The 19,772-nt window shown below is 42.9% G+C and carries 16 protein-coding genes and 1 tRNA gene; 7 read left to right on the forward strand and 10 right to left on the reverse strand.

Translation table 11 applies throughout. The features are described from left to right. The first annotated feature begins 57 nt into the window (after positions 1–57). Both rpsB and tsf read left to right on the forward strand, forming a co-directional pair. Positions 58–894 carry a 30S ribosomal protein S2 gene (gene rpsB, locus DW205_RS10485; RefSeq protein ID WP_005859482.1) on the forward strand — a complete coding sequence of 279 codons (837 nt, stop codon included), beginning with the start codon at positions 58–60 and terminating at the stop codon, positions 892–894. Positions 895–1,038: 144 nt separating this feature from the next. Next, a complete protein-coding gene (gene tsf, locus DW205_RS10490; RefSeq protein ID WP_005867537.1) occupies positions 1,039–2,028 on the forward strand; it encodes a translation elongation factor Ts in 990 nt (329 codons plus the stop codon). Positions 2,029–2,183: 155 nt separating this feature from the next. Here tsf and DW205_RS10495 read toward each other — a convergent pair whose 3' ends face one another. The 4 genes from DW205_RS10495 to DW205_RS10510 all read right to left on the reverse strand — a co-directional run bounded on the left by DW205_RS10495 (position 2,184) and on the right by DW205_RS10510 (position 7,112). Continuing rightward, positions 2,184–3,377, reverse strand: coding sequence for a pyridoxal phosphate-dependent aminotransferase (locus tag DW205_RS10495; protein WP_005867539.1), 1,194 nt, complete (start codon positions 3,375–3,377; stop codon positions 2,184–2,186). An 81-nt stretch (positions 3,378–3,458) separates the two neighbouring features. Next, on the reverse strand, positions 3,459–4,676 hold the full coding sequence (locus tag DW205_RS10500; RefSeq protein WP_005859476.1) for a bifunctional 3,4-dihydroxy-2-butanone-4-phosphate synthase/GTP cyclohydrolase II: 1,218 nt from the start codon (positions 4,674–4,676) through the stop codon (positions 3,459–3,461). Positions 4,677–4,700: 24 nt separating this feature from the next. Continuing rightward, positions 4,701–6,626: an LptF/LptG family permease gene (locus DW205_RS10505; RefSeq protein WP_005867541.1), complete on the reverse strand. Its 1,926-nt coding sequence runs from the start codon at positions 6,624–6,626 to the stop codon at positions 4,701–4,703. Between the two features lie 102 nt (positions 6,627–6,728). Continuing rightward, on the reverse strand, positions 6,729–7,112 hold the full coding sequence (locus DW205_RS10510; protein ID WP_005867543.1) for an START-like domain-containing protein: 384 nt from the start codon (positions 7,110–7,112) through the stop codon (positions 6,729–6,731). 203 nt (positions 7,113–7,315) lie between these two features. Here DW205_RS10510 and DW205_RS10515 point away from each other — a divergent pair. Continuing rightward, positions 7,316–7,389: transfer RNA gene (locus DW205_RS10515), tRNA-Met, on the forward strand. A 701-nt stretch (positions 7,390–8,090) separates the two neighbouring features. Here the strand turns inward: DW205_RS10515 and DW205_RS10520 are convergent. Next, complete coding sequence (locus DW205_RS10520; protein ID WP_005867545.1) at positions 8,091–9,023, reverse strand: FimB/Mfa2 family fimbrial subunit; 933 nt, start codon at positions 9,021–9,023, stop codon at positions 8,091–8,093. Between the two features lie 561 nt (positions 9,024–9,584). Between DW205_RS10520 and DW205_RS10525 the strand changes: the two genes are divergently transcribed. After that, complete coding sequence (locus DW205_RS10525; protein ID WP_008777866.1) at positions 9,585–11,486, forward strand: response regulator; 1,902 nt, start codon at positions 9,585–9,587, stop codon at positions 11,484–11,486. A gap of 342 nt (positions 11,487–11,828) precedes the next feature. Next, complete coding sequence (locus DW205_RS10530; RefSeq protein ID WP_005867549.1) at positions 11,829–13,190, forward strand: fimbrial protein; 1,362 nt, start codon at positions 11,829–11,831, stop codon at positions 13,188–13,190. An 857-nt stretch (positions 13,191–14,047) separates the two neighbouring features. On the opposite strand, the gene DW205_RS10535 is transcribed toward DW205_RS10530, so the two are convergent. Then, the gene (locus DW205_RS10535; protein WP_005867551.1) at positions 14,048–15,415 is read right to left on the reverse strand and encodes a fimbrial protein; all 1,368 of its coding nucleotides are present in this window, start codon (positions 15,413–15,415) and stop codon (positions 14,048–14,050) included. A gap of 160 nt (positions 15,416–15,575) precedes the next feature. Here DW205_RS10535 and DW205_RS10540 point away from each other — a divergent pair, with 160 nt between their 5' ends. Continuing rightward, the gene (locus tag DW205_RS10540) at positions 15,576–15,938 is read left to right on the forward strand and encodes a PD-(D/E)XK nuclease family transposase (RefSeq protein WP_005867552.1); all 363 of its coding nucleotides are present in this window, start codon (positions 15,576–15,578) and stop codon (positions 15,936–15,938) included. Between the two features lie 103 nt (positions 15,939–16,041). Here DW205_RS10540 and DW205_RS10545 read toward each other — a convergent pair whose 3' ends face one another. Next, entirely contained in the window at positions 16,042–16,386 is a 345-nt protein-coding gene (locus DW205_RS10545; protein WP_008777870.1) for a tyrosine-type recombinase/integrase, read from the reverse strand. Between the two features lie 116 nt (positions 16,387–16,502). Here DW205_RS10545 and DW205_RS10550 point away from each other — a divergent pair, with 116 nt between their 5' ends. Further along, a complete protein-coding gene (locus tag DW205_RS10550) occupies positions 16,503–17,738 on the forward strand; it encodes a site-specific integrase (RefSeq protein ID WP_005867554.1) in 1,236 nt (411 codons plus the stop codon). Between the two features lie 64 nt (positions 17,739–17,802). On the opposite strand, the gene DW205_RS10555 is transcribed toward DW205_RS10550, so the two are convergent. The 3 genes from DW205_RS10555 to DW205_RS22255 all read right to left on the reverse strand — a co-directional run bounded on the left by DW205_RS10555 (position 17,803) and on the right by DW205_RS22255 (position 18,912). Next, the gene (locus DW205_RS10555; RefSeq protein WP_005859453.1) at positions 17,803–18,096 is read right to left on the reverse strand and encodes a helix-turn-helix domain-containing protein; all 294 of its coding nucleotides are present in this window, start codon (positions 18,094–18,096) and stop codon (positions 17,803–17,805) included. A gap of 12 nt (positions 18,097–18,108) precedes the next feature. Continuing rightward, entirely contained in the window at positions 18,109–18,312 is a 204-nt protein-coding gene (locus tag DW205_RS10560; RefSeq protein ID WP_009016895.1) for a helix-turn-helix domain-containing protein, read from the reverse strand. Between the two features lie 387 nt (positions 18,313–18,699). After that, positions 18,700–18,912 (reverse strand): hypothetical protein, encoded by a 213-nt coding sequence (locus tag DW205_RS22255; protein ID WP_005825814.1) that lies wholly within the window; start codon positions 18,910–18,912, stop codon positions 18,700–18,702. Positions 18,913–19,772: the final 860 nt, after the last annotated feature.

The following is a 19,772-nucleotide window of genomic DNA, read 5'->3' on the forward strand; positions in this document are numbered from 1 at the left end:
AAGACTACCTGATGGTTGAAATTAAACAAAGAAAGTAAACGATTTAAGAAAAAAACAATGTCAAGAGTAAATTTTGATCAATTATTAGAGGCTGGTGTACACTTCGGACACTTAAAAAGAAAGTGGAATCCCGCTATGGCTCCTTATATCTTCATGGAGCGCAATGGTATTCATATCATTGACCTTTATAAAACAGTTGCTAAAGTAGACGAAGCCGCTGAAGTTATGAAGAACTTGGCTAAACAAGGCAAGAAAGTTCTTTTCGTGGCTACCAAAAAACAAGCTAAACAAGTTGTCGCTGATAAGGCTGCTTCCGTAGGTATGCCTTACGTTATCGAGCGCTGGCCGGGTGGTATGTTGACCAACTTCCCGACGATCCGTAAAGCTATCAAGAAGATGGCTACTATCGATAAGATGACAAAAGATGGTACATTTGATAATCTTTCTAAGAGAGAAAAACTTCAAATCACTCGCCAACGCGCTAAGTTGGAGAAGACTTTAGGTTCTATCGTAGACCTTACTCGTCTTCCGTCAGCGTTGTTCGTTGTAGACGTGATGAAAGAGCATATCGCTGTTCGCGAGGCTAACCGTTTGGGTATCCCTGTATTCGGTATGGTTGATACGAACTCTAATCCGAACAATATCGACTACGTTATCCCGGCTAACGATGACGCTACAAAGTCTGTAGAGGTTATCTTGGGCGCTATCTGCGAGGCTATGAACGAAGGCTTGCAAGAGCGTAAGGCTGAGAAAATTGACGCAGAGGCTGCTGAGGAAGCTCCGAAAAGAGAGCGTAAGGCAAAAGCTGCTGTTAAGAAAGAACGTACGAAGAAAGAAGACGACGATGCGTTGAACGCTAACGTTGCCGGTAAGTTCGCGAAAGACGAAGAATAATTCGATTGACAATTGACGTTGACAATTGACAATTAGAATACAAATACAATGGGCAGTTGGCTTTTGACAGGATTTGTCAATTGGCAACTGTCCATTGTCAATTTTTGAAAGTATAAACATTTTAAAGATAAAGGAAATAAGATTATGGCTGTAACAATGGCTGATATTACCAAGCTGCGCAAAATGAGTGGAGCTGGTATGATGGACTGTAAGAAGGCTTTGACAGAGTCTGACGGTGACATCGAGAAAGCAATGGAAATTATCCGTAAAAAAGGACAGGCTATCGCCGCTAAACGTTCTGATCGTGAGGCTGCCGAGGGTTGTGTGTTGGCTAAGAAGGATGGCGAGTTCGCCGCTATCATCGCTTTGAAGTGCGAAACGGACTTCGTGGCTAAGAATGAGGACTTCGTAGCTTTGACTCAGGCTATCTTGGACGCTGCCGTGGCTAACAAATGCCATACTTTGGACGAGGTGAAAGCTTTGCCTATGGGCAAGGGTACTATCCAAGAAGCTGTTACGGATCGTAGCGGTATCACTGGCGAGAAAATGGAGTTGGATGGCTACTGCGTAGTTGAAGGTGCTTACACTACTGTATACAACCATATGGGTAAGAACCAACTTTGTACGATCGCCGCTTTCAACAAGGAGTCTGAGGAAGCCGCTCACAATATCGTTATGCAGATCGCCGCTATGAACCCGATCGCTATCGATGAGGCTGGTGTTCCTGAGTCTGTAAAAGAGAAAGAGATCCAGGTTGCTATCGAGAAGACGAAGGCTGAGCAGGTACAGAAGGCTGTAGAGGCTGCATTGAAGAAGGCTGGTATTAATCCTTCGCATGTAGATAGCGAGGCTCACATGGAAAGTAACATGGATAAGGGCTGGATCACGGCAGAGGATGTAGCTAAGGCTAAAGAAATCATCGCTACTGTTTCCGCTGAGAAGGCGGCTAACTTACCTCAACAGATGATCGAGAATATCGCTAAGGGTCGTCTGGGCAAGTTCTTGAAAGAGGTTTGCTTGTTGAACCAAGAAGACATTATGGATGGCAAGAAGACTGTAAGAGAGACAATGAAGGAGATCGATCCTGAGTTACAGATCTTGGCGTTCAAACGTTTCACTTTGCGTGCTGAATAATTGCGGTAACGTATTTGATATAAAGAAAAAGGCGGTACAACCCAATGTATCGCCTTTTTTATGAAGTATAGCTTACTTGCCCATAGAAGATATACTTACTTGTCCAATGCAGTATATCTTACTTTGCCAAGTAAGTATATCTGTTTAATTTTTTCTTATTTCAATGCGGCCAACGCATCCTTAATACGTTTGATCGCCTCCACGATATTCTCATCGCTGGTAGCGTAACTCATGCGGATACACTCAGGTGCCCCGAAAGAGGTACCACCTACGCAAGCTACGTGCGCTACTTCTAAGAGATACATAGCTAAGTCATCAGCGTTGTTGATTATACGGGTTCCATCTGTCTTGCCGTAATAATAACTACATTTGGGGAATAAGTAAAAGGCGCCTTCCGGCTTATTCACTTCGAAGCCCGGAACTTCTTTCGCTAAATTAACGATTAAGTCACGACGACGTTCGAAGGCCTTGCGCATTTCCTCAACGGGTTCTTGTGAGCCTGTATAAGCCGCTTCCGCCGCTTTTTGAGATACAGAGCAAGGGCCAGAGGTATATTGTCCTTGTAATTTATTAACCGCTTTCACGATCCATTCCGGTCCGGCTATGAAACCGATACGCCAGCCAGTCATCGCATACGCTTTGGAAACGCCGTTTACGATAACCGTACGGTCTTTCATTCCTTCGATAGAAGCGATGCTGTTGTGTTTACCAATATAGTTAATATGTTCGTAGATCTCATCCGCTATAACGATGATATCCGTATGTTTTTTCAATACTTCCGCTAAACCAGCCAATTCCTCGGCGCTGTAAACAGAACCCGTCGGGTTGGAGGGAGAGCAAAGGATTAACGCTTTTGTCTTAGGCGTAATAGCGGCTTCCAGCTGAGCTGGAGTGATCTTGAAATCTTGCTCGATACCAGCCGGAACGATAACGGGGGTTCCTTCCGCTAACTTCACCATCTCCGGATAGCTTACCCAGAAAGGGGCAGGGATGATAACCTCGTCCCCCGGATTTACCAATACCATGACCGTGTTACAAACGGATTGTTTGGCACCGTTTGCGCAAGAGATCTGGCCTGCTGTATATTCCAGTCCATTCTCGTTCTTCAATTTGGCAACGATAGCATTACGTAATGCCGGATAACCCGCTACGGGAGAATAACGTGAGAAATTATCGTCAATCGCCTTCTTCGCGGCTTCTTTAATGAAGTCGGGAGTATTGAAATCGGGTTCTCCCACACTTAAGTTGATAACATCGATACCTTGAGCTTTCAACTCACCGCTCTTTTGTGACATCGCCAATGTTGCTGAAGGCGATAAACTCGCTAAACGATCTGAGACTTGTGTCATGACATTGCTTTTTGTATAGGTTGTTTTATTATTATGCGACAAAAGTAATCAATAATCGGAATTCTTGCAACGTTCTGATAACTATTTAATGTTATGCAGCACATGCCCCATACGTTCTTTCTTCGTTTTCATGTAGAATTCGTTGTATGGATTTGGTTTCACCTCGATAGGAACGTTCTCTACTACCTCAAGTCCGTAAGCTTCCAGACCTACGCGTTTTACCGGATTATTGCTCATCAGGCGCATTTTCGTTACGCCGATATGACGTAAGATCTGTGCTCCGACACCATAATCTCGCTCGTCCGCTTGATGGCCTAAATGCAAGTTCGCGTCCACCGTATCCAAACCATCCTCTTGGAGCTTGTATGCTTTCATCTTCTCCATCAATCCGATGCCTCGTCCTTCTTGGTTCAGGTAAACGATAACCCCTTTGCCTTCTTGGTCGATGCGGCGCATAGCCTCGTGCAGTTGCTCTCCGCACTCGCAACGCATGGAACCGAAGATATCACCTGTAGCGCAAGATGAGTGCACGCGTACTAAGATAGGCTCGTCTTTCTCGAATTTACCCTTTATCAAAGCTATATGCTCTAATCCATTGCTTTTCTGGCGGAAAGGAATGAGACGGAAATGTCCGTACTCGGTAGGGAGATCTACCTCTACACCGTTCTCTACGATCGATTCGGTCCGGAGGCGATAAGCGATCAGGTCCTTGATGCAAATAATCTTGATATCAAATTTCTTGGCTACCTCGATTAATTGCGGCAGACGTGCCATGGTTCCATCCTCGTTGATGATCTCGATCAAGGCTCCGGCGGGATATAAACCGGCTAACCGGGCCAAATCCACGGCTGCCTCTGTATGACCCGCACGGCGAAGTACGCCACGAGAGCGGGCACGGAGCGGATTGATATGTCCGGGACGTCCCAGATCGGATGGCTTGGTCTTTGGATCAGCCAGCGCCAAGATCGTTTCCGCACGGTCGTACATGGAAACGCCGGTCGTGCATTTCCCTCCTAATTTATCTACTGTTATCGTGAAAGGAGTACCTAGTAAAGAGGTGTTATTGGCAACTTGCATATCCAGCTCCAACTCTTGGCAACGTTCTTCCGTGATCGGGGCGCATAATACACCTCGTCCGTTTTTCAACATGAAGTTGATTTTTTCCGGGGTTACTTTCTCGGCCGCAATGATAAAGTCTCCTTCATTCTCCCGGTCCTCGTCGTCTACAACGATTAAGAACTTTCCTTCACGGAAATCCTCGATAGCTTCTTCGATGGTGTTTAATTGAATCTCGCTCATATTTATTGATTATTTATATCCGAGTTATTTTTTTAGCAAATGTAATGAATATATCATATTGATCAGCTCCTTACTGGTCTTTTGTACCATAACGATATCATGCCGTAGCAATTTACGTTGGTACGTAGCCAATAGGTAGATCGGCAATCCCAGTGGGAAGAAAATACCGATAGCCAAAGCAAGTTTCCCGTTTATATGCTTGCTTAGCTTATTATTGTAACCTCCGATGACCGGGTAGTCCATCAATTTATTCAAGAGCAAATTCTGGTCGGAATTACTTAATTCCTCCACGATATTTTCCGTGTCTTGAGCTAACAGTTCCGCTGTGTTATCTTTTCCTCCTTGTTTCCAAAATGTCAGATAATTGATCCAACGTTTATGGTTTGTCAGATAAGTCGTACTTTCTTCCACCAATTTCTCCAGTTGGGGGAGGGTGGCCTCATAATCGGGGGTGTATATGATCACCTCTTTCCGCTCCACTTTTCTCCCTTCACGCTTACCTATTAAGTTCTTCAAGGCATTCACGTAAGTGTCGGCATTCAAGATAACAGAATCTTTTACCGCTTTATAGGTTAGGAATATACCCATAGGTGTTAGGACCACGGAGCTAAGCCACATACCTTCCCATGCGTCCCAAACGCCGTCGCGTGCCATCTTGAAGCCCATATTATCTATAATATAATAGAAGATAAACAAGATTACCGAGATAACGACCGGTACGCCCAACCCACCTTTACGGATGATGGCTCCTAAGGGCGCTCCGATAAAGAAGAACATGATGCAAGCGAACGATACCGTGAATTTCTTATGCCATTCCGTCAAGTGGCGGCGTACTTTATAGGCCTCGTCGCCAACCGTGGCCGCGCGGAAATAATAGTCGGTCTTGATATTCTCGATCGAGGACTTGGCTCGGCCTAATAAAGCCGCTTTACTACTCGGTGCCTGCGCTTGGTAAAGACTGTCGAAATCCAACTTGATGGTAGGAGTGATTACCGGCAGTTTTTCCTGCTGCTCGTCTGGCTGCCCCTCGGCTTCACTCTCTTTTTTAGCCCGTAAGGACTTTAGTGTTTTTACGTATGAGGCATCGTAAATGCTTTTTGCGTTCACGTCCTTGATGCTATCCAAGCGTACGCCCATCGAATCGATAGAGGTTTGTAAATCCTTCAAGTTTTTTCCCATATATTGGTTCTGCATGAAAGATTCGTCGGTACGGTTGAAATTCGCATCGAATTCAATCAAGATATCTTTACTGCTGAATGATTCTCGTCGATAGGGGACGGCGGTTCTCGCTTGCGTCGTGTTGGCTTGGCTTTTACCTACGTTCTCGAAAGATTCTCCGTTAAATAAAGATAGGACAAGGAATAATTTATCGGCGGATGTCTTTAGCCGTCCGGAGTCGGCTACGATTACACGGGCGTTATTGAATCCTTCCGAATAATCATAGATCATCACGTCTTTTAATAAACCGTCCTTCGGGTCCTTTTTCTTCACATATACATTGAATCCGGGAATATCTTTGTAGAATGAACCTTCCGGAATATCCAATTCCGGTGATTTCTGGCGCATGGAATATAATAATGTATATAGCTTGACTTGGACAACGGGCATTACGTTGTTTTGGAAGAAAAAGGCGCCCACGCTCACAAATAGTAGCGTTACGATCAAAGGACGCATGATATGTATCAATGATACCCCGGCAGACTTCATGGCCAGTAATTCCAGACGTTCCCCTAAATTTCCAAAAGTCATTAATGAGGCTAATAGAATAGCCAAGGGAAGTGCCATCGGGACAAGAAATAAGGCCGCATACATAAACATCTCCGCTAATACAGGGATGCCGAGGCCTTTTCCCACCATATCGTCGATGTATCGCCAAAGAAATTGCATCAACACAATAAACAGACAAATACCGAATGTCATAAGAAACAACGGCAGGAATGTCTGCAGCATAAATGTATATAATCGTTTTATTCTCAACATTGCCTAATCTGGTTGAAGTGGCAAAAGTAGTGTAAAAAACGATAACACCCCACAGATTTCTGTAAAACTACTCTAAATACCAAGCGTTCGCTTCAAATCTTCCACTTGCGAGTCCCATAAATTAATGGAATCTTTTTTCTCCCCGGGTTCGGAGAAATCCGTAATCTCAAGTGCCGTAGAACCTGTTAATTCGATTGTATGGATTATAAATTCGAAATAAGCGCTCTCATCTTCTTCGTCCACCCAGCGGTAACGGATAAAGTTCTCCGGCTTGGAGTCGATCACTGTTGCCTCTTGGGCCTCTTTACTCCATTTAAAGGTATAGAGATTATCATTTATAATGACCTCGTCGGCGAACCAAGCGGAAAGTCCCAAAGCGGTGGTTAGGTGATTCCACAAGCTTCGTCGTGAAACTTTATCGAAAATGTATTCGATATGAAACTTCTCTTTCTTCATTGTTCTTATCCTTATATTTGCCGCAAGATACATAAAAGATTTGAAAACGACTAATTTTAATGATGAAAAAAGTAACTAATAACTAACTGATTAGGTGGAGGCCTTAAAAATTAAGCGAATTTTTTTATTGAAAATGTTGTGTAATTCAAAAATAACCCCTACTTTTGCACCGTCAATAAGAGAAACAGTGACAATAAAATGATGGCGAGATAGCTCAGCTGGTTAGAGCGCATGATTCATAATCATGAGGTCCCCGGTTCAATCCCGGGTCTCGCTACCTAGAAAAGGAGGTCGATTTTTCGATCTCCTTTTTTCTTTTGCTATCAGATGGTCTTTTGGGAGGATAAAAAAACCTGAACAATCTTTCTCGTAAACGATCTTGATTGTTCAGGCAAAATAATTATGTAACCTCGCGGTTATGTTAATTAGGTTTGCCTACATCATAATTTAAGGGTAATTATATATGTAAGCAGGGTCATAGGGTAAAATTTCGCAAATTGCTTTGCTTGATTTATAAATACAAAGATATGTATGTCTAAATGTTTTGAGTGATGGTATTTGTCTCAATAGGAGAATGTATTTCTATCATATAAATAACGCACGCCTCGGAAATCATCTGAAGCGTGCGTTTAGCATATAAAATTTAAATCTAGTTACCCTTGTTTATGTAGTGACCCTGCTGTGATTTTTATATGCTTACCCTAATGTCTGTTGCGAATATATTCATAATATTCATAGGTTGTATCTTTATTTGATCGGTATTTGTATCAGTTTAGTGTGTAAAACTATCAACAGGTGGAGTGGGCCTTGTGATGAAGCGGGTTTCCGTTAATATTTAAATAAAGTTAAGATGGTGTTCGTGTCAATATCATGGGTATTCCTATCACGGAGAATGCGGTTTTTGAGAGAAAAACAGCGCACGCCCGAAATTCTCTAATCTCGTGACGTGCGCCAAAGCATATAAAAATTGAGGGTATCTTAATTCAGTGTTATATGTTGGATAACGGTTGCCCAGTCGGCAATTACAATATTAGCCGAAACTTCTCCAGAGTACTTGAAAGTGATCTCGGTGCGTTTTCCGGGGTTTGCAGCGAATAATTCTCCGTTTTTGTCTTTTTCGCTAGAAAAAATAAGATCACCGTCCTTGTAAAGCTCTATCGTTATATTTTGAGCCGGAAAAATGGCTTGGGCTTCTGTTGTCAAATTACCTTTTTCGTCAAAAGAAGCGGGGAAAGCGAATTCAACCTCTTCTCCTGTTGGGTTGCCATTGTAGTCCAATGAGCTTTTTGTATTTTTAATTCGATATTCAAAATTTCCGGCATTACTCCCTAGATACTTGATCAGTCCTTTCGTTGAAAGCTGGAAAATTGAAGTTTTGCGAATGATTTGTAATTCGTTTGATACGGTGGATTTTGTTGAAGAGTTCTTATGAAGCGTAACTTGTCCATAGAACAAATCGCTCGGAATATTAGCTATGCCGTTATTCTCTTTTAGACTGACTTGCAAATCGGATATAATATTGGCTTTGCTCATGTTTGAAATCTCTTCGTTTCCAGAATTGATTCCACTCCATGCGATCACGGTTATGTCATTACTGTTCGGGCAGTTAATGTCTATAGCCCGGCGAGATAAAATTGTAGATTTGTTTACATTAATCTGCTCGAAGAAATCGTTGTTTTGATCGAAGACAAATAATGTAGCTCCATTCACCTCTCCCTTGGTCGTAATGTCGTTACCATCTGAATTCATTGCTTTTAATACCACGGAGAATGGCACTTCGGCTTGTTCAATAACCTCACTCGTTGTTGCTACTACGTCATTTGAATCATCCGTGCAAGCGGAGAATGACAAAACTGTGAAAATAACAGAAACCGCAAATACGCAATTTGCGAAAAAATTACCCTTTTTCATGACCCTACTTTTTATATGCTTTACCCTTAATCTAAGTGACTTGGTTTTTTTTGACCGCCCCTCAACGGTCTTTCCTTATCACTACATCGCGAATGTATGTAAAATCATAGGTTGTATCTTTTATGATGGGTATTTTTATCAAAAAAGTGGGTAAAACTATCATTATACCTCTATGTCCCTTTATTGATGCATGTTTTGGATGATGCTTAAATAATGTTAATTAGTTTATTCCTATCAATTTGAGTGGTAAATATATCATCGCTGGTCCTTACTGATAGCCTTGACTCTGTTGTGTGATAGGAATGCAGTTGTTGTTAACGTCTATTAAAACGCCAGTAAAAAACGTTCGTTTAAATCTTGCGTTTTTATCTTCAACTTTTTTGCAGCCTTACAAAGGTCAAAAATTTTATTTAAATTTCAGTTATTCAGTTGGATAAAAATAATAAAAAAAATAACATGATTATCAATGAGACTTCATAATTTATACACATAAAAACGCAAGATTTAAACGAACGTTTTTTACTGGCGTTTTATATAAATAACATCTTAATAATCAATGATATGAGATCAAAAGGTTTTAAAGCGAAATTTATGATGGCATTTTGGGGCTTGTTCGTTGAAGCTCATTATATTGCTGCGGCCAATGATACAATGGAGGGCTCTCAAGGAATTCTACCTTTTATCATTTTACTGATAGTGTCCATATGTGTAATAGCTTTTTTGAGTTATTATATGTATAGGTTGAAGAAAGAGTATATTGCCAAAGATGGTGAGCTTATGGCGAGAAACGATGAGCTTCTTCGGTCTGTCGATGCGTTAAGCGTAAAAAATCGGGAGATCCAACAAATGTTGGTCAATAAAATCCGTGAGACTGATAATTGGAATAGGGATAATGAGGTAGAACGGGAGGATTTGAAAAAGCGCCTTGAGGAAATGGAAAAGCTCCATAATTCGTTTTTTGTTGAAACGATTCATGAAATGCGTACTCCACTATCGCTTGTGCTTGGTTCGTTGAGTGAGTTGTTGCAACGTAAAAATGATATTGACTCTAGTGAAGCGACTCAATTATTGTCTGCTTACCGTAATACCTTGGCTCTTCAAGACCTTATCGAGCAATTGCGAAATACCCGTCATGGAGATGACGTGGCAAACCATCTTCGGATAGCTCGTTATGACATGATCAGTATAACAAAGCAGATTTGTGATTTATTCGTGGACTGGATAGCCATGAATAATGTGGAATTTCATATTAATACCCAAACCTCTGTTCTTTGGGTCTGGATAGATCGTCGGAAGATGGAGTTTGCCTTGCGTGTACTTTTATCTAATGCGTTAAAAAATACCTACCGCTTTGGAAAGATCTCGATCAATATTTCCGTGGTGCGCTCAAATGGCAAGGCTTATTGTTCTTTCTCTATCCAAGATGATGGGTTAGGAGAAAGCGAAAGTACCCGTTTGGGTTTGAAACAGATCGTGGATATGACAGAATCCTCCGGCGCTATTTTCGAAGGAATTTCATCGGAGGACGAGACGGGAACCCAATATACGATATTGATTCCTTTGGGGAGAAGCCATTATATGGAACGTGCCGTGGAATTCATCGAGCCGGATGGTGATCTGGTAAAGCTGAATGAGATGCAGAAGGAGGAGATCGCCGAGTTGATCCAAGTTGTTCCGAAAAAGAAAGAGACCGGGAAGAAAATGTTGGTGATTGATGACAGTGATCAGATCCGTTGGTTCCTGCGTCATGTTTTTGCCAGTGAGTATCATGTTTCGGAAGCTCATAATGGCCAGGAGGGTGTAGAGATCGCGCGAGTTGAACGGCCGGATTTTATTTTATGTGACGTGATGATGCCCGTTAAAGATGGGCTTGCTACCTGTCGTGAGATCAAAGGCATCCCAGAATTAGCGCAAGTGCCGGTTGTCTTGCTAACCGCAAAGGTAGAGAGTGAGGATGTTATAGCCGGCATTGAATGTGGCGCCGATGATTATATAACCAAGCCATTCGATGTAGAGGTGTTACGAAGTAAGGTAAACAGTTTATTGAAACGTAGGGATGAGATGAGACGTTTCTATACGTCGAATCCTGTAGGTGCGCATCCCGAGGGAGAGAAAACGGTAAAGAAAGATGATTCCCCTTCCAATCTTTTTATGGATGCGGTTATCTCAACGATCGAGAAACATTTGGATGACCCTAGTTTTGAGGCGAAGATTTTGGCGGATTCTTTAAACATGAGTCTCCCTACATTATATAGAAAGATAAAACACTACTCGGATAGTAGTATATTGGAGCTTACCCGTATGGTACGTTTGAAGAAAGCCGCCGAGCTGATCAGTATGCAGCGATACTCTATCCAAGAGGTTTCGGAAATGGTCGGCTTCAACGATACCGCCACTTTCCGTAAGCGTTTTACGGAACAATACGGCGTCACCCCTTCACAGTATCTGCCGGGTAAGAATTAATCGTTTTGCCATTTCCCGAATAATCGTCGGGGAATGGCAAAATTTTTTATTTGTTTTTTGAAACGATATTTTTCAACCTCTTTTTGATAGCCTTACAACGGTGCTAATCAGCCCGAAAATATCCCGAATGAAAATTTATAGTTTTACCTCTTATTTATGAAAGTAACACCTATTTACTTTTTTTTATAGTCCAAATACCTTTGCAATGTCATCAACGAACAACAGATTGGTCATGGGGAAGATTTGAACAAAGAGTTCTTGTTATGTGACTGAAAACTTAAAAAGCAATTGAGAAAGAAAGGTTTATATAAAAGATTTATTAACTCATAAAATTATATGTATATGAAACTTAGAAATTTATTATTCGGGACAATGATCGCTTGCGCATTTGCGGCGTGTTCAAACGAGGATGATCCTATCGTAGGACCGGATCAACCGCAAACAGGAGAAAATAACGCAACATTGACTATTTCTGTGAAAAATGCGGCTAGAAGTTTGACTAAAGCTGCGGCGGGGACACAGACTGAAAATGAAGCTAAAATTACAGACCTAACAGTCGCTCTTTATGATGCTACAACTGGAGAGCTTGTCGCTTCAAGCTCTGATATTGCCACTGAGGACGCTACTGCGGATAATGATGAGATTCAATTTGCCGAACTGACAAAAGGTGCGCAATTACGTGCTATCGCATTTGCTAATATGGGTAAAATTTCATTGACTGGTACTACAATTAACAACTTTGTGTCTCCTGTATATACAATGCCAATAGCCGGATTCGCAGAAAACTATTTACCAATGAGTAGTGGTTTGTCTGATCCATTCACTTTACAAGCAGGTAAAAACTATTATGGATATACTAAAACAGTGGGAGAAGGTGAACATATTCTTGTAGCAGATCCCTTGTACTTGATAAGAAATGTAGCACGCATTGATTTTACGGGACTTAGTTTAGACATGACTAAAGCTACAAAAGATGAATACGTTGAAGGAACTGCGACAATTGTACCAGAATGTGTATTCATCATGCATGGGCGGACGAAGTCCAATGCAGCAGATATGGGTAATGGCAATAGCTGGTGGAATGTCGTTAGCAATACCGTATGGGGTAATGTGTCCGCAACTTATGCTGCTAATGCTACAGATTATGCTTCAGGTTATAGAGGAGATTTCGTGAATGATGACGCTATGTTTACGAATATGAGAGGTTCTATTATTGAAGGATACAAGGCCAGTTTACCAGCCACCGCATTGGTACAGAATATCGCAACTGAAGATGGTGTGTCTGCGACTATCAAAATCGCCCCTAAATTCTATGTGTTCGAAAATCCCCAAGTTAAGGCTGCTCGTGAAATGAATGGTGCTGAAAATTTCAAACCAGAGGATCTTTCAACTGAAATTGTAGTTAAAGGTACTTATAAGCTCGAAAATGCTAAAAAGAGCGGAAGTGATGCAGTATACAACTATGCGGAGAAAACAGCATATTGGCCTATTAAAATTGCTGCGACGAATGAAATGGCAGCAGCTACGGCTGAGTATTTAAAGGATGGAAAGATCCATCGTAATATAATTTACAGTATTGACGCAACTTTAGCCGGTAGAGGATATGATGATCCTACTGTTCCTCCAACAGACTTTGTTGAGTTGTTTGTTAAGACAAAGGTGCTTGATTGGGGTAGCGCAAATCAATCTTCAGTTGTCGAATAATATCTATTCTTTGAATAACGTCCAAAAGGCATTCCTTTTATCGGAAGTGCCTTTTTTGCATGTATAATTCTGGTTATAAATTGATCCGGAGACTACAAAATTTACTATCTTTTCCTTATGATGGCGATCCCATATGTCTTGAACCTAAGAGCCGGAATATTATTTCATGAGAATATCTACAATATCTACAATTCAACCTCATACTTATTGTAAATAAATATGTTATATAGTGGTTGCAGATGGAATAACATCTACAATTTTCATTCTGCATCTACCATGTTTTAATGGGAAACGCAAAAAAATCACTTCCCAAGCTTGCGGACTCGTATATTTAGTATTATACGATTTTATAAGAGACAGACAAAGGGATTAAAGCCAATAAGAGTTTCAATAGGTGAAGTTAGTGGTTTCATACTGAAGAAACTTTTATTTCATACTAAAGAAACAAAAGTTTCTCTATAGCAAAACTTTTGTTTTTCTATGCAAAAAACTATTATTTATTGAAATACAGAATGTTATACATTATTTATCGTTAGTAGTAATTGTTCGTGCTAATCTTTCCGGTAACCTAATGATGGTAGATCGAAGTTTGTAGTGGTAGATGTTCACTATCTACCACCACAAGATAAATTATTTACAATCAAAAGATTACATAAATAATGGTAGATATGGTAGATGATTTGGATTATTTACACATAGAATGGCATCTGGGGCGTGTCCGGAGAGAACAACTTCTTAAACATAAATCTTTTGACTTTCTAACTTTGCCAACGGGCATTGACATATTATATTTATAACAAAAAAGGCATTCCCTGTTGATAGAGAATGCCTTTTGATTATTATTCAAAGAATAAGTATTATTCGATAACAGGAGCTTGAGTAGCTGTACCCCAATTCATGACCATTGTCCTAACAAACAAGTCGGCTGTAGGATCATCCTTTGGCTGCGTAGGATCTGCATAACCATTACCGGCGATAGTAGCAGAAATCTGATAAACCACGTTTCTATGTACCTGACCGTAATACATGTTTTCGCTATCCAATCCATCGAGACCAATCTTTATCGGCCAATAGCGCAAGACAGGAGCATCCTCTTTACCAAATGTCCAAGATGTGTTATCATTCATTATAGCTTTTATATAAACTTCACCACTGACAACCAATTCGGATGCCAAAGTTGTTTTATCCAGGACGAAAGCTTGATCTTCCTCTTCCGGATCTTCTTGTTCTCTGGCCGCTCCTGTCTGATTATTAGGCAACACATAAAAATATAAAGAGTTCGCAAGAGTAATTGCTTTATCTCCGGAAATAGTAGCATCTTCCCAATTCTGAGTATATGTTGTTTCTGCTGTACTCAATGCCTTTATATAATTAGCAGCATCGACAGTTCCAGCAAAACGGCCGAATGAGTTACTAGAGTTAGTCCCGGAATAATAATCATCTCCATCAGCAGTTTCATAAGTAGCGGCAATATTACCCCAAACCTTATCTGGCAGATTGAACCACTCTGTATTACTTTGGCTTTGGTCTGCCACCTTAGCTTTTGTACGACCATGTAATACAAAAACATCCTTAGGCACAAACTTAATCGTTCCTGATTTGTATTTTTGACTACCATCAACCTTGACTTTAGTCATATCCAAATCAAGGGCATTCAATTCCACACGAGCCACATTTCTAATTAATCCTAAAGGTTTTCCAGATTCAATACTGTGTCCTCCTGTAGTGTTTGAGTAACCATAATAATTTTCACCTTCGGCAAGAGTGAATTTAGGGCTAATACCACTACTCATAGGTAACCCATTCGCTCCTTCTCCGGAAAAGACATAGTAAGCAGATGTCAACTCAAAAGAGTTAGCGGTCGCGGTAAGAGCATCCTTTGGAACATTCGCGAAAGCCAAAGCACGATAAGAAGCACCAGCCTTTAATCCCTTAAACTGAATCTCATTGTTTGAATCAGTAACCTCTTCATCCTCATTAGCTGTAAGATCACTAACTTGTAAGAATGTTCCGTCCTCATTATAAAGGGCTACAAATAAATTGTAAATCTTAGCTTCGCCTTCCTTGGCGTTCTCATCCTCGCCGGCTTTTGTCTGTGTGCTCTTTGTTAAGTTTTTCACCACAATCGTAAGATCAGCGGTGCCTGCTTCCGGTGTAGGTGTCGGATCCACGCTAGGGATAGGATCATCCTCGTTTGAACACGCCGCAAATGCGCAAGCGATCATTGTCCCGAATAATAAATTTCTAAGTTCTATTGGGGAATGGTTATAGGGGGGTGTTCTTTAGTTGATTAGGCTTTTGTTGTGTGAAGGGAAGTAACAACTCAGTAGTATTAATTACCCTCAACGTTACTTCTTTAATCGAGGTTTTTATTACATTTGCCGTATGATCTCCCGTCAGGGCGAGACTCCGTTGGAAAAAACAATTTATGTATTGAAGAATATGAATCTATTTGATATGTCCCCATTTAAAGAAAAAGAGGCATACTTCCGACGCTTGCTCGACGTAGCGAATGTGAATGCCTTGTCCCCCAAGGAGCGTGCGACGTACGATGAGAATCTGAAGATCTACCGTGACTGGAAGGCCACGATGGAGTACGCCGTGGAGGAGGCGGAAACAAAAGGTAAAGCAGAAGGTGAGCGTTTGGCTACCCTACGTAACGCTCGTAACATGAAGAAAGCCGGTGTCGCTCTTTCATTAGTCGCCGAATGCACGGGGCTTTCGTTGGAAATAATACAAAGTCTCTGATCTGATAAGCCAGTTGCGGACTGAAACTATAGCGGATGACACGGATCTTGGGGAGAAGTATCTTTCTTGATCCGTGCCATCCGAATCTGAAGTAATATCCGTCTCATGCGTCTAACACCCCATTAAACCGGTCTATTGCCTGTCTTTTACTAGCATCGATGATTTTCGCGTATACTTGTGTGGAGATGATGTTCTTGTGTCCTAGTAATTTACATACCGTATACAAGTCAATGCCAAGAGCTAGTGAAAGAGTGGCGAAAGTATGGCGGGCCATGTAAGTAATATTTAGAAATGCAATAAAAAACAGAATGACGATAATTAAACGTAAAACGTTTATAATTAAGCATTTTGCAAGATTTGCAGAACAGACAGACCTGCAAAAGAAAACAAAATATTGCGACGTTTCAGTTACCAGACTGTTAGCCGCCTGTTTCGAAAACAACGGCAGGTAACCGAATTTTTACCGATAGGAACAAAGCAGATTTGTATTCACTGTTTATCAATGTTTTGCATGCCAAAGGACGCTTTTCAAAGGAGTATTTTTACAACCTAAAAAAGAGCGTTATGAAAGTGGAAAAATTCAAGGTGCTGCTCTACCTGAAAAAGAGCGAGCCGGACAAGACCGGCAAGGCCCCGATCATGGGACGGATCACCCTCAACCGCACGATGGCGCAGTTCAGCTGCAAGCTCTCCTGTACCCCCGGGCTATGGAACGCGCGTGAGAGCCGATTGAATGGCAAGAGCCGGGAAGCGGTGGAGACCAATGAAAAAATAGAGAGGCTGCTGCTTGCCGTACACTCGGCCTTCAATTCCCTCATGGAAAGGAAAAAGGATTTCGATGCCGCCGCGGTCAGGGACATGTTCCAGGGTAACGCGGGCATGCAGATGACCCTGCTCAAACTTCTCGACCGGCACAATGAGGAGATGAAGGCCCGTGTCGGCGTGGACCGTGCACCGACGACAATGTCGACCTACGTGTACACCCGGCGCACCCTTGCCGAATTCATCAAAACGGAATTCAAGGTCTCGGACCTCGCCTTCGGACAGCTCAACGAGCAGTTCATCCGTGACTATCAGGATTTCTGCCTGGAAAAGAAGAAACTGGCAATGGAGACGGTGCGCCATTACCTGTCCATCCTGAAAAAGATCTGCCGCATCGCCTACAAGGAGGGGCACTCGGAGAAATACCATTTCTGCCACTTCAAGCTGCCCAAGCAGAAGGAGACAACACCGAAAGCACTCAGCCGGGAGAATTTCGAGAAGCTACGCGATCTGGAGATACCGGAAAAACGCAGGTCACATGTCATCACCCGGGACCTCTTCCTCTTCGCCTGTTACACCGGCACCGCCTATGCCGATGCGGTAAGCATCACCCGGGAGAACCTCTTCCAGGATGACGAGGGCAGCCTCTGGCTGAAATACCGGCGGAAGAAGACCGACTACCTCGGACGCGTCAAGTTGCTGCCGGAAGCACTCGCGTTGATCGGGAAGTATCGTGACGATACCCGCATCACCCTCTTCCCGCCGCAGGACTACCATACGCTCAGGGCCAACATGAAATCCCTGCGCCTGATGGCGGGGCTGAGCCAGGACCTTGTCTACCACATGGCCCGGCATTCGTTCGGGACCCTGACACTGACCGCGGGCATTCCGATAGAGAGCATCGCCAGGATGATGGGCCATACGAATATCGACAGCACGCAGGTCTACGCCCAGGTCACCGACCGGAAGATATCCTCGGACATGGACCGGCTGATGGAAAGAAGAAAGCCTGCGGCCGGCAAGGAAGCCGCAGGCTAAATAAAAATTGCCGTCGGAATCGTAAATGCAATTCCGGCGGCAATCCTTAAACTTGAATACGATATTATACCAATGCAGCGTGATAGTTCTCCTCCAGCAGCTTCTCGATGTCCGATTGCCTGTACAGGATCTTCCCGCCAAGCTGGATATAGGGAATCCGTCCTTGGTCCCTGTAATCCTGCAGGCACCTGCGGCTGATCTTCAACGTCCCGGAAAGCTCCCTGTCGGTCAGGAACCGTTCCCCGTTGAAGGGAGGACGGTTGTCACGGGCAAGACGTTCCACTTTTTTCTCCATGTTGTCCAGCAGGGCAAAGAACCTGCGGGCACGTTCGTTCTCCTTGTCGATAATGCCTTCCATCTCTTCCGCTCTTTAAAGGTTTCCGTTCTTTCTTCCCTCTCTCACAGCCTTCTCCTTGCGTCTGATGCCGACGTAGGTCATCAGCCTCTCCACGTCTTCGGGCTTGTAATAGAACTTGCGCTGGAGGCGGGTGAACGCCAGCCGTCCGGTATCGCGGAGGGTCTGCAGGGTACGCGGCGAGATGTCAAGGCGCAGGCAGACATCCTGGCCGTCCAGTCACTCTCCGGGTTCCTTACGGCGGTTTCTCTCATACAATCTGTCCACATGTGCGGACAGGTTCTCGGCGCGTGCCAGCATCCTCTCAAGGACACCGGCCTCGATGTAGCATATTTCCATAATTTCAACTTGTTTAAATGTCAGTGCGAATATAAGGGAAGAAACCATGAGAGGCAAGCGCGACCGGTACACTGGCAGGAATAGTCATGGATAGTCGGTTTTTGTCATATGGCGCGGGAAAAATACTCCGTAGCCGGTCGGTTTTCACGACCCCCTTTGGAAAACCTGAAGGACGGGTGCGTCACGGCGATGAAAAAAGAAAAATCCCCACCGGAAGTGAAGCGACCCCAAACCGGCAGGGAGTGTAATAATAAAGGAACGGACTGTTCAGCCCTTGATGTAACCGTACTTTTTCAGGTCGTCCATGAAATGCTCCGGCGTGTCGGTCCTCACCGTCACCCCGTGCAGTTCCCTGTACCGCCCGGAGAAATTCACCATGTACTCCCCGTCGGTGCACCCGCTGTCAAACCAGCTGCCCTCACGCAGGACGCGTACAAACTCGGAAGGGCCGGAGGCGGCAATCCTGCCGCCATCCGCCAAAATACCTGATCTCGTTTTTTTTATTATCGGTATTTCAAATGTCTCAAAAGCCTCTTTGACAGGTTACCATCCGGGATGATCGCCTGAATTCGCATGTACCGGATTTTCTATTTACCAGATTCCATAATGGTTCCTGCCATCCGTTTTTTCTCTGCGGCTGTCGCTTTTTTCCTCGTGGCATCATGGTCTGTTACCGGATGGGAAAAGCCATCTCCATCACAACCATGAATTATAGTGTAGCCATATTTGTATATAGCCGTATGATACGCTATCCGGATAATGCTATCACAGAATTGCGATATAGCCGGATATCAAAATAGGGATAGCCGGGAGCGAAGGGAGCACGCATCCTTCCGGATATAGATATCTCAAAATCTCCATTTGCAGAAGTGTATAAATATCAATCCATTAATGGAGATTATAAAGAAAAAACATAAGTCACACACGACTACCTGTCATTCTCCATTTGCGGATGTGTAGAAGTAGCAATCCATTAATGGAGACGATGAAGAAAAACAATAAGGCGTATACGGCTACCTGTTATTCTCCATTTACAGATGTGTAGAAGTATCAATCCATTAATGGAGACGATGAAAAAACAATAAGGCGTATACGGTTACCTGTTATTCTCCATTTGCAGAAGTGTAGAAGTAGCAATCCGTTAATGGAGACGATGAAGAAAAACAATAAGGCGTATACGGCTACCTGTTATTCTCCATTTGCAGAAGTGTAGAAGTAGCAATCCGTTAATGGAGACGATGAAAAAACAATAAGGCGTATACGGCTACATGTCATTCTCCATTTGCAGAAGTGTAGAAGTAGCAATCCGTTAATGGAGACAATGAAGAAAAAACATAAGT

This window comes from Parabacteroides sp. AM17-47, from assembly GCF_003434625.1.
Lineage (GTDB): Bacteria > Bacteroidota > Bacteroidia > Bacteroidales > Tannerellaceae > Parabacteroides > Parabacteroides distasonis.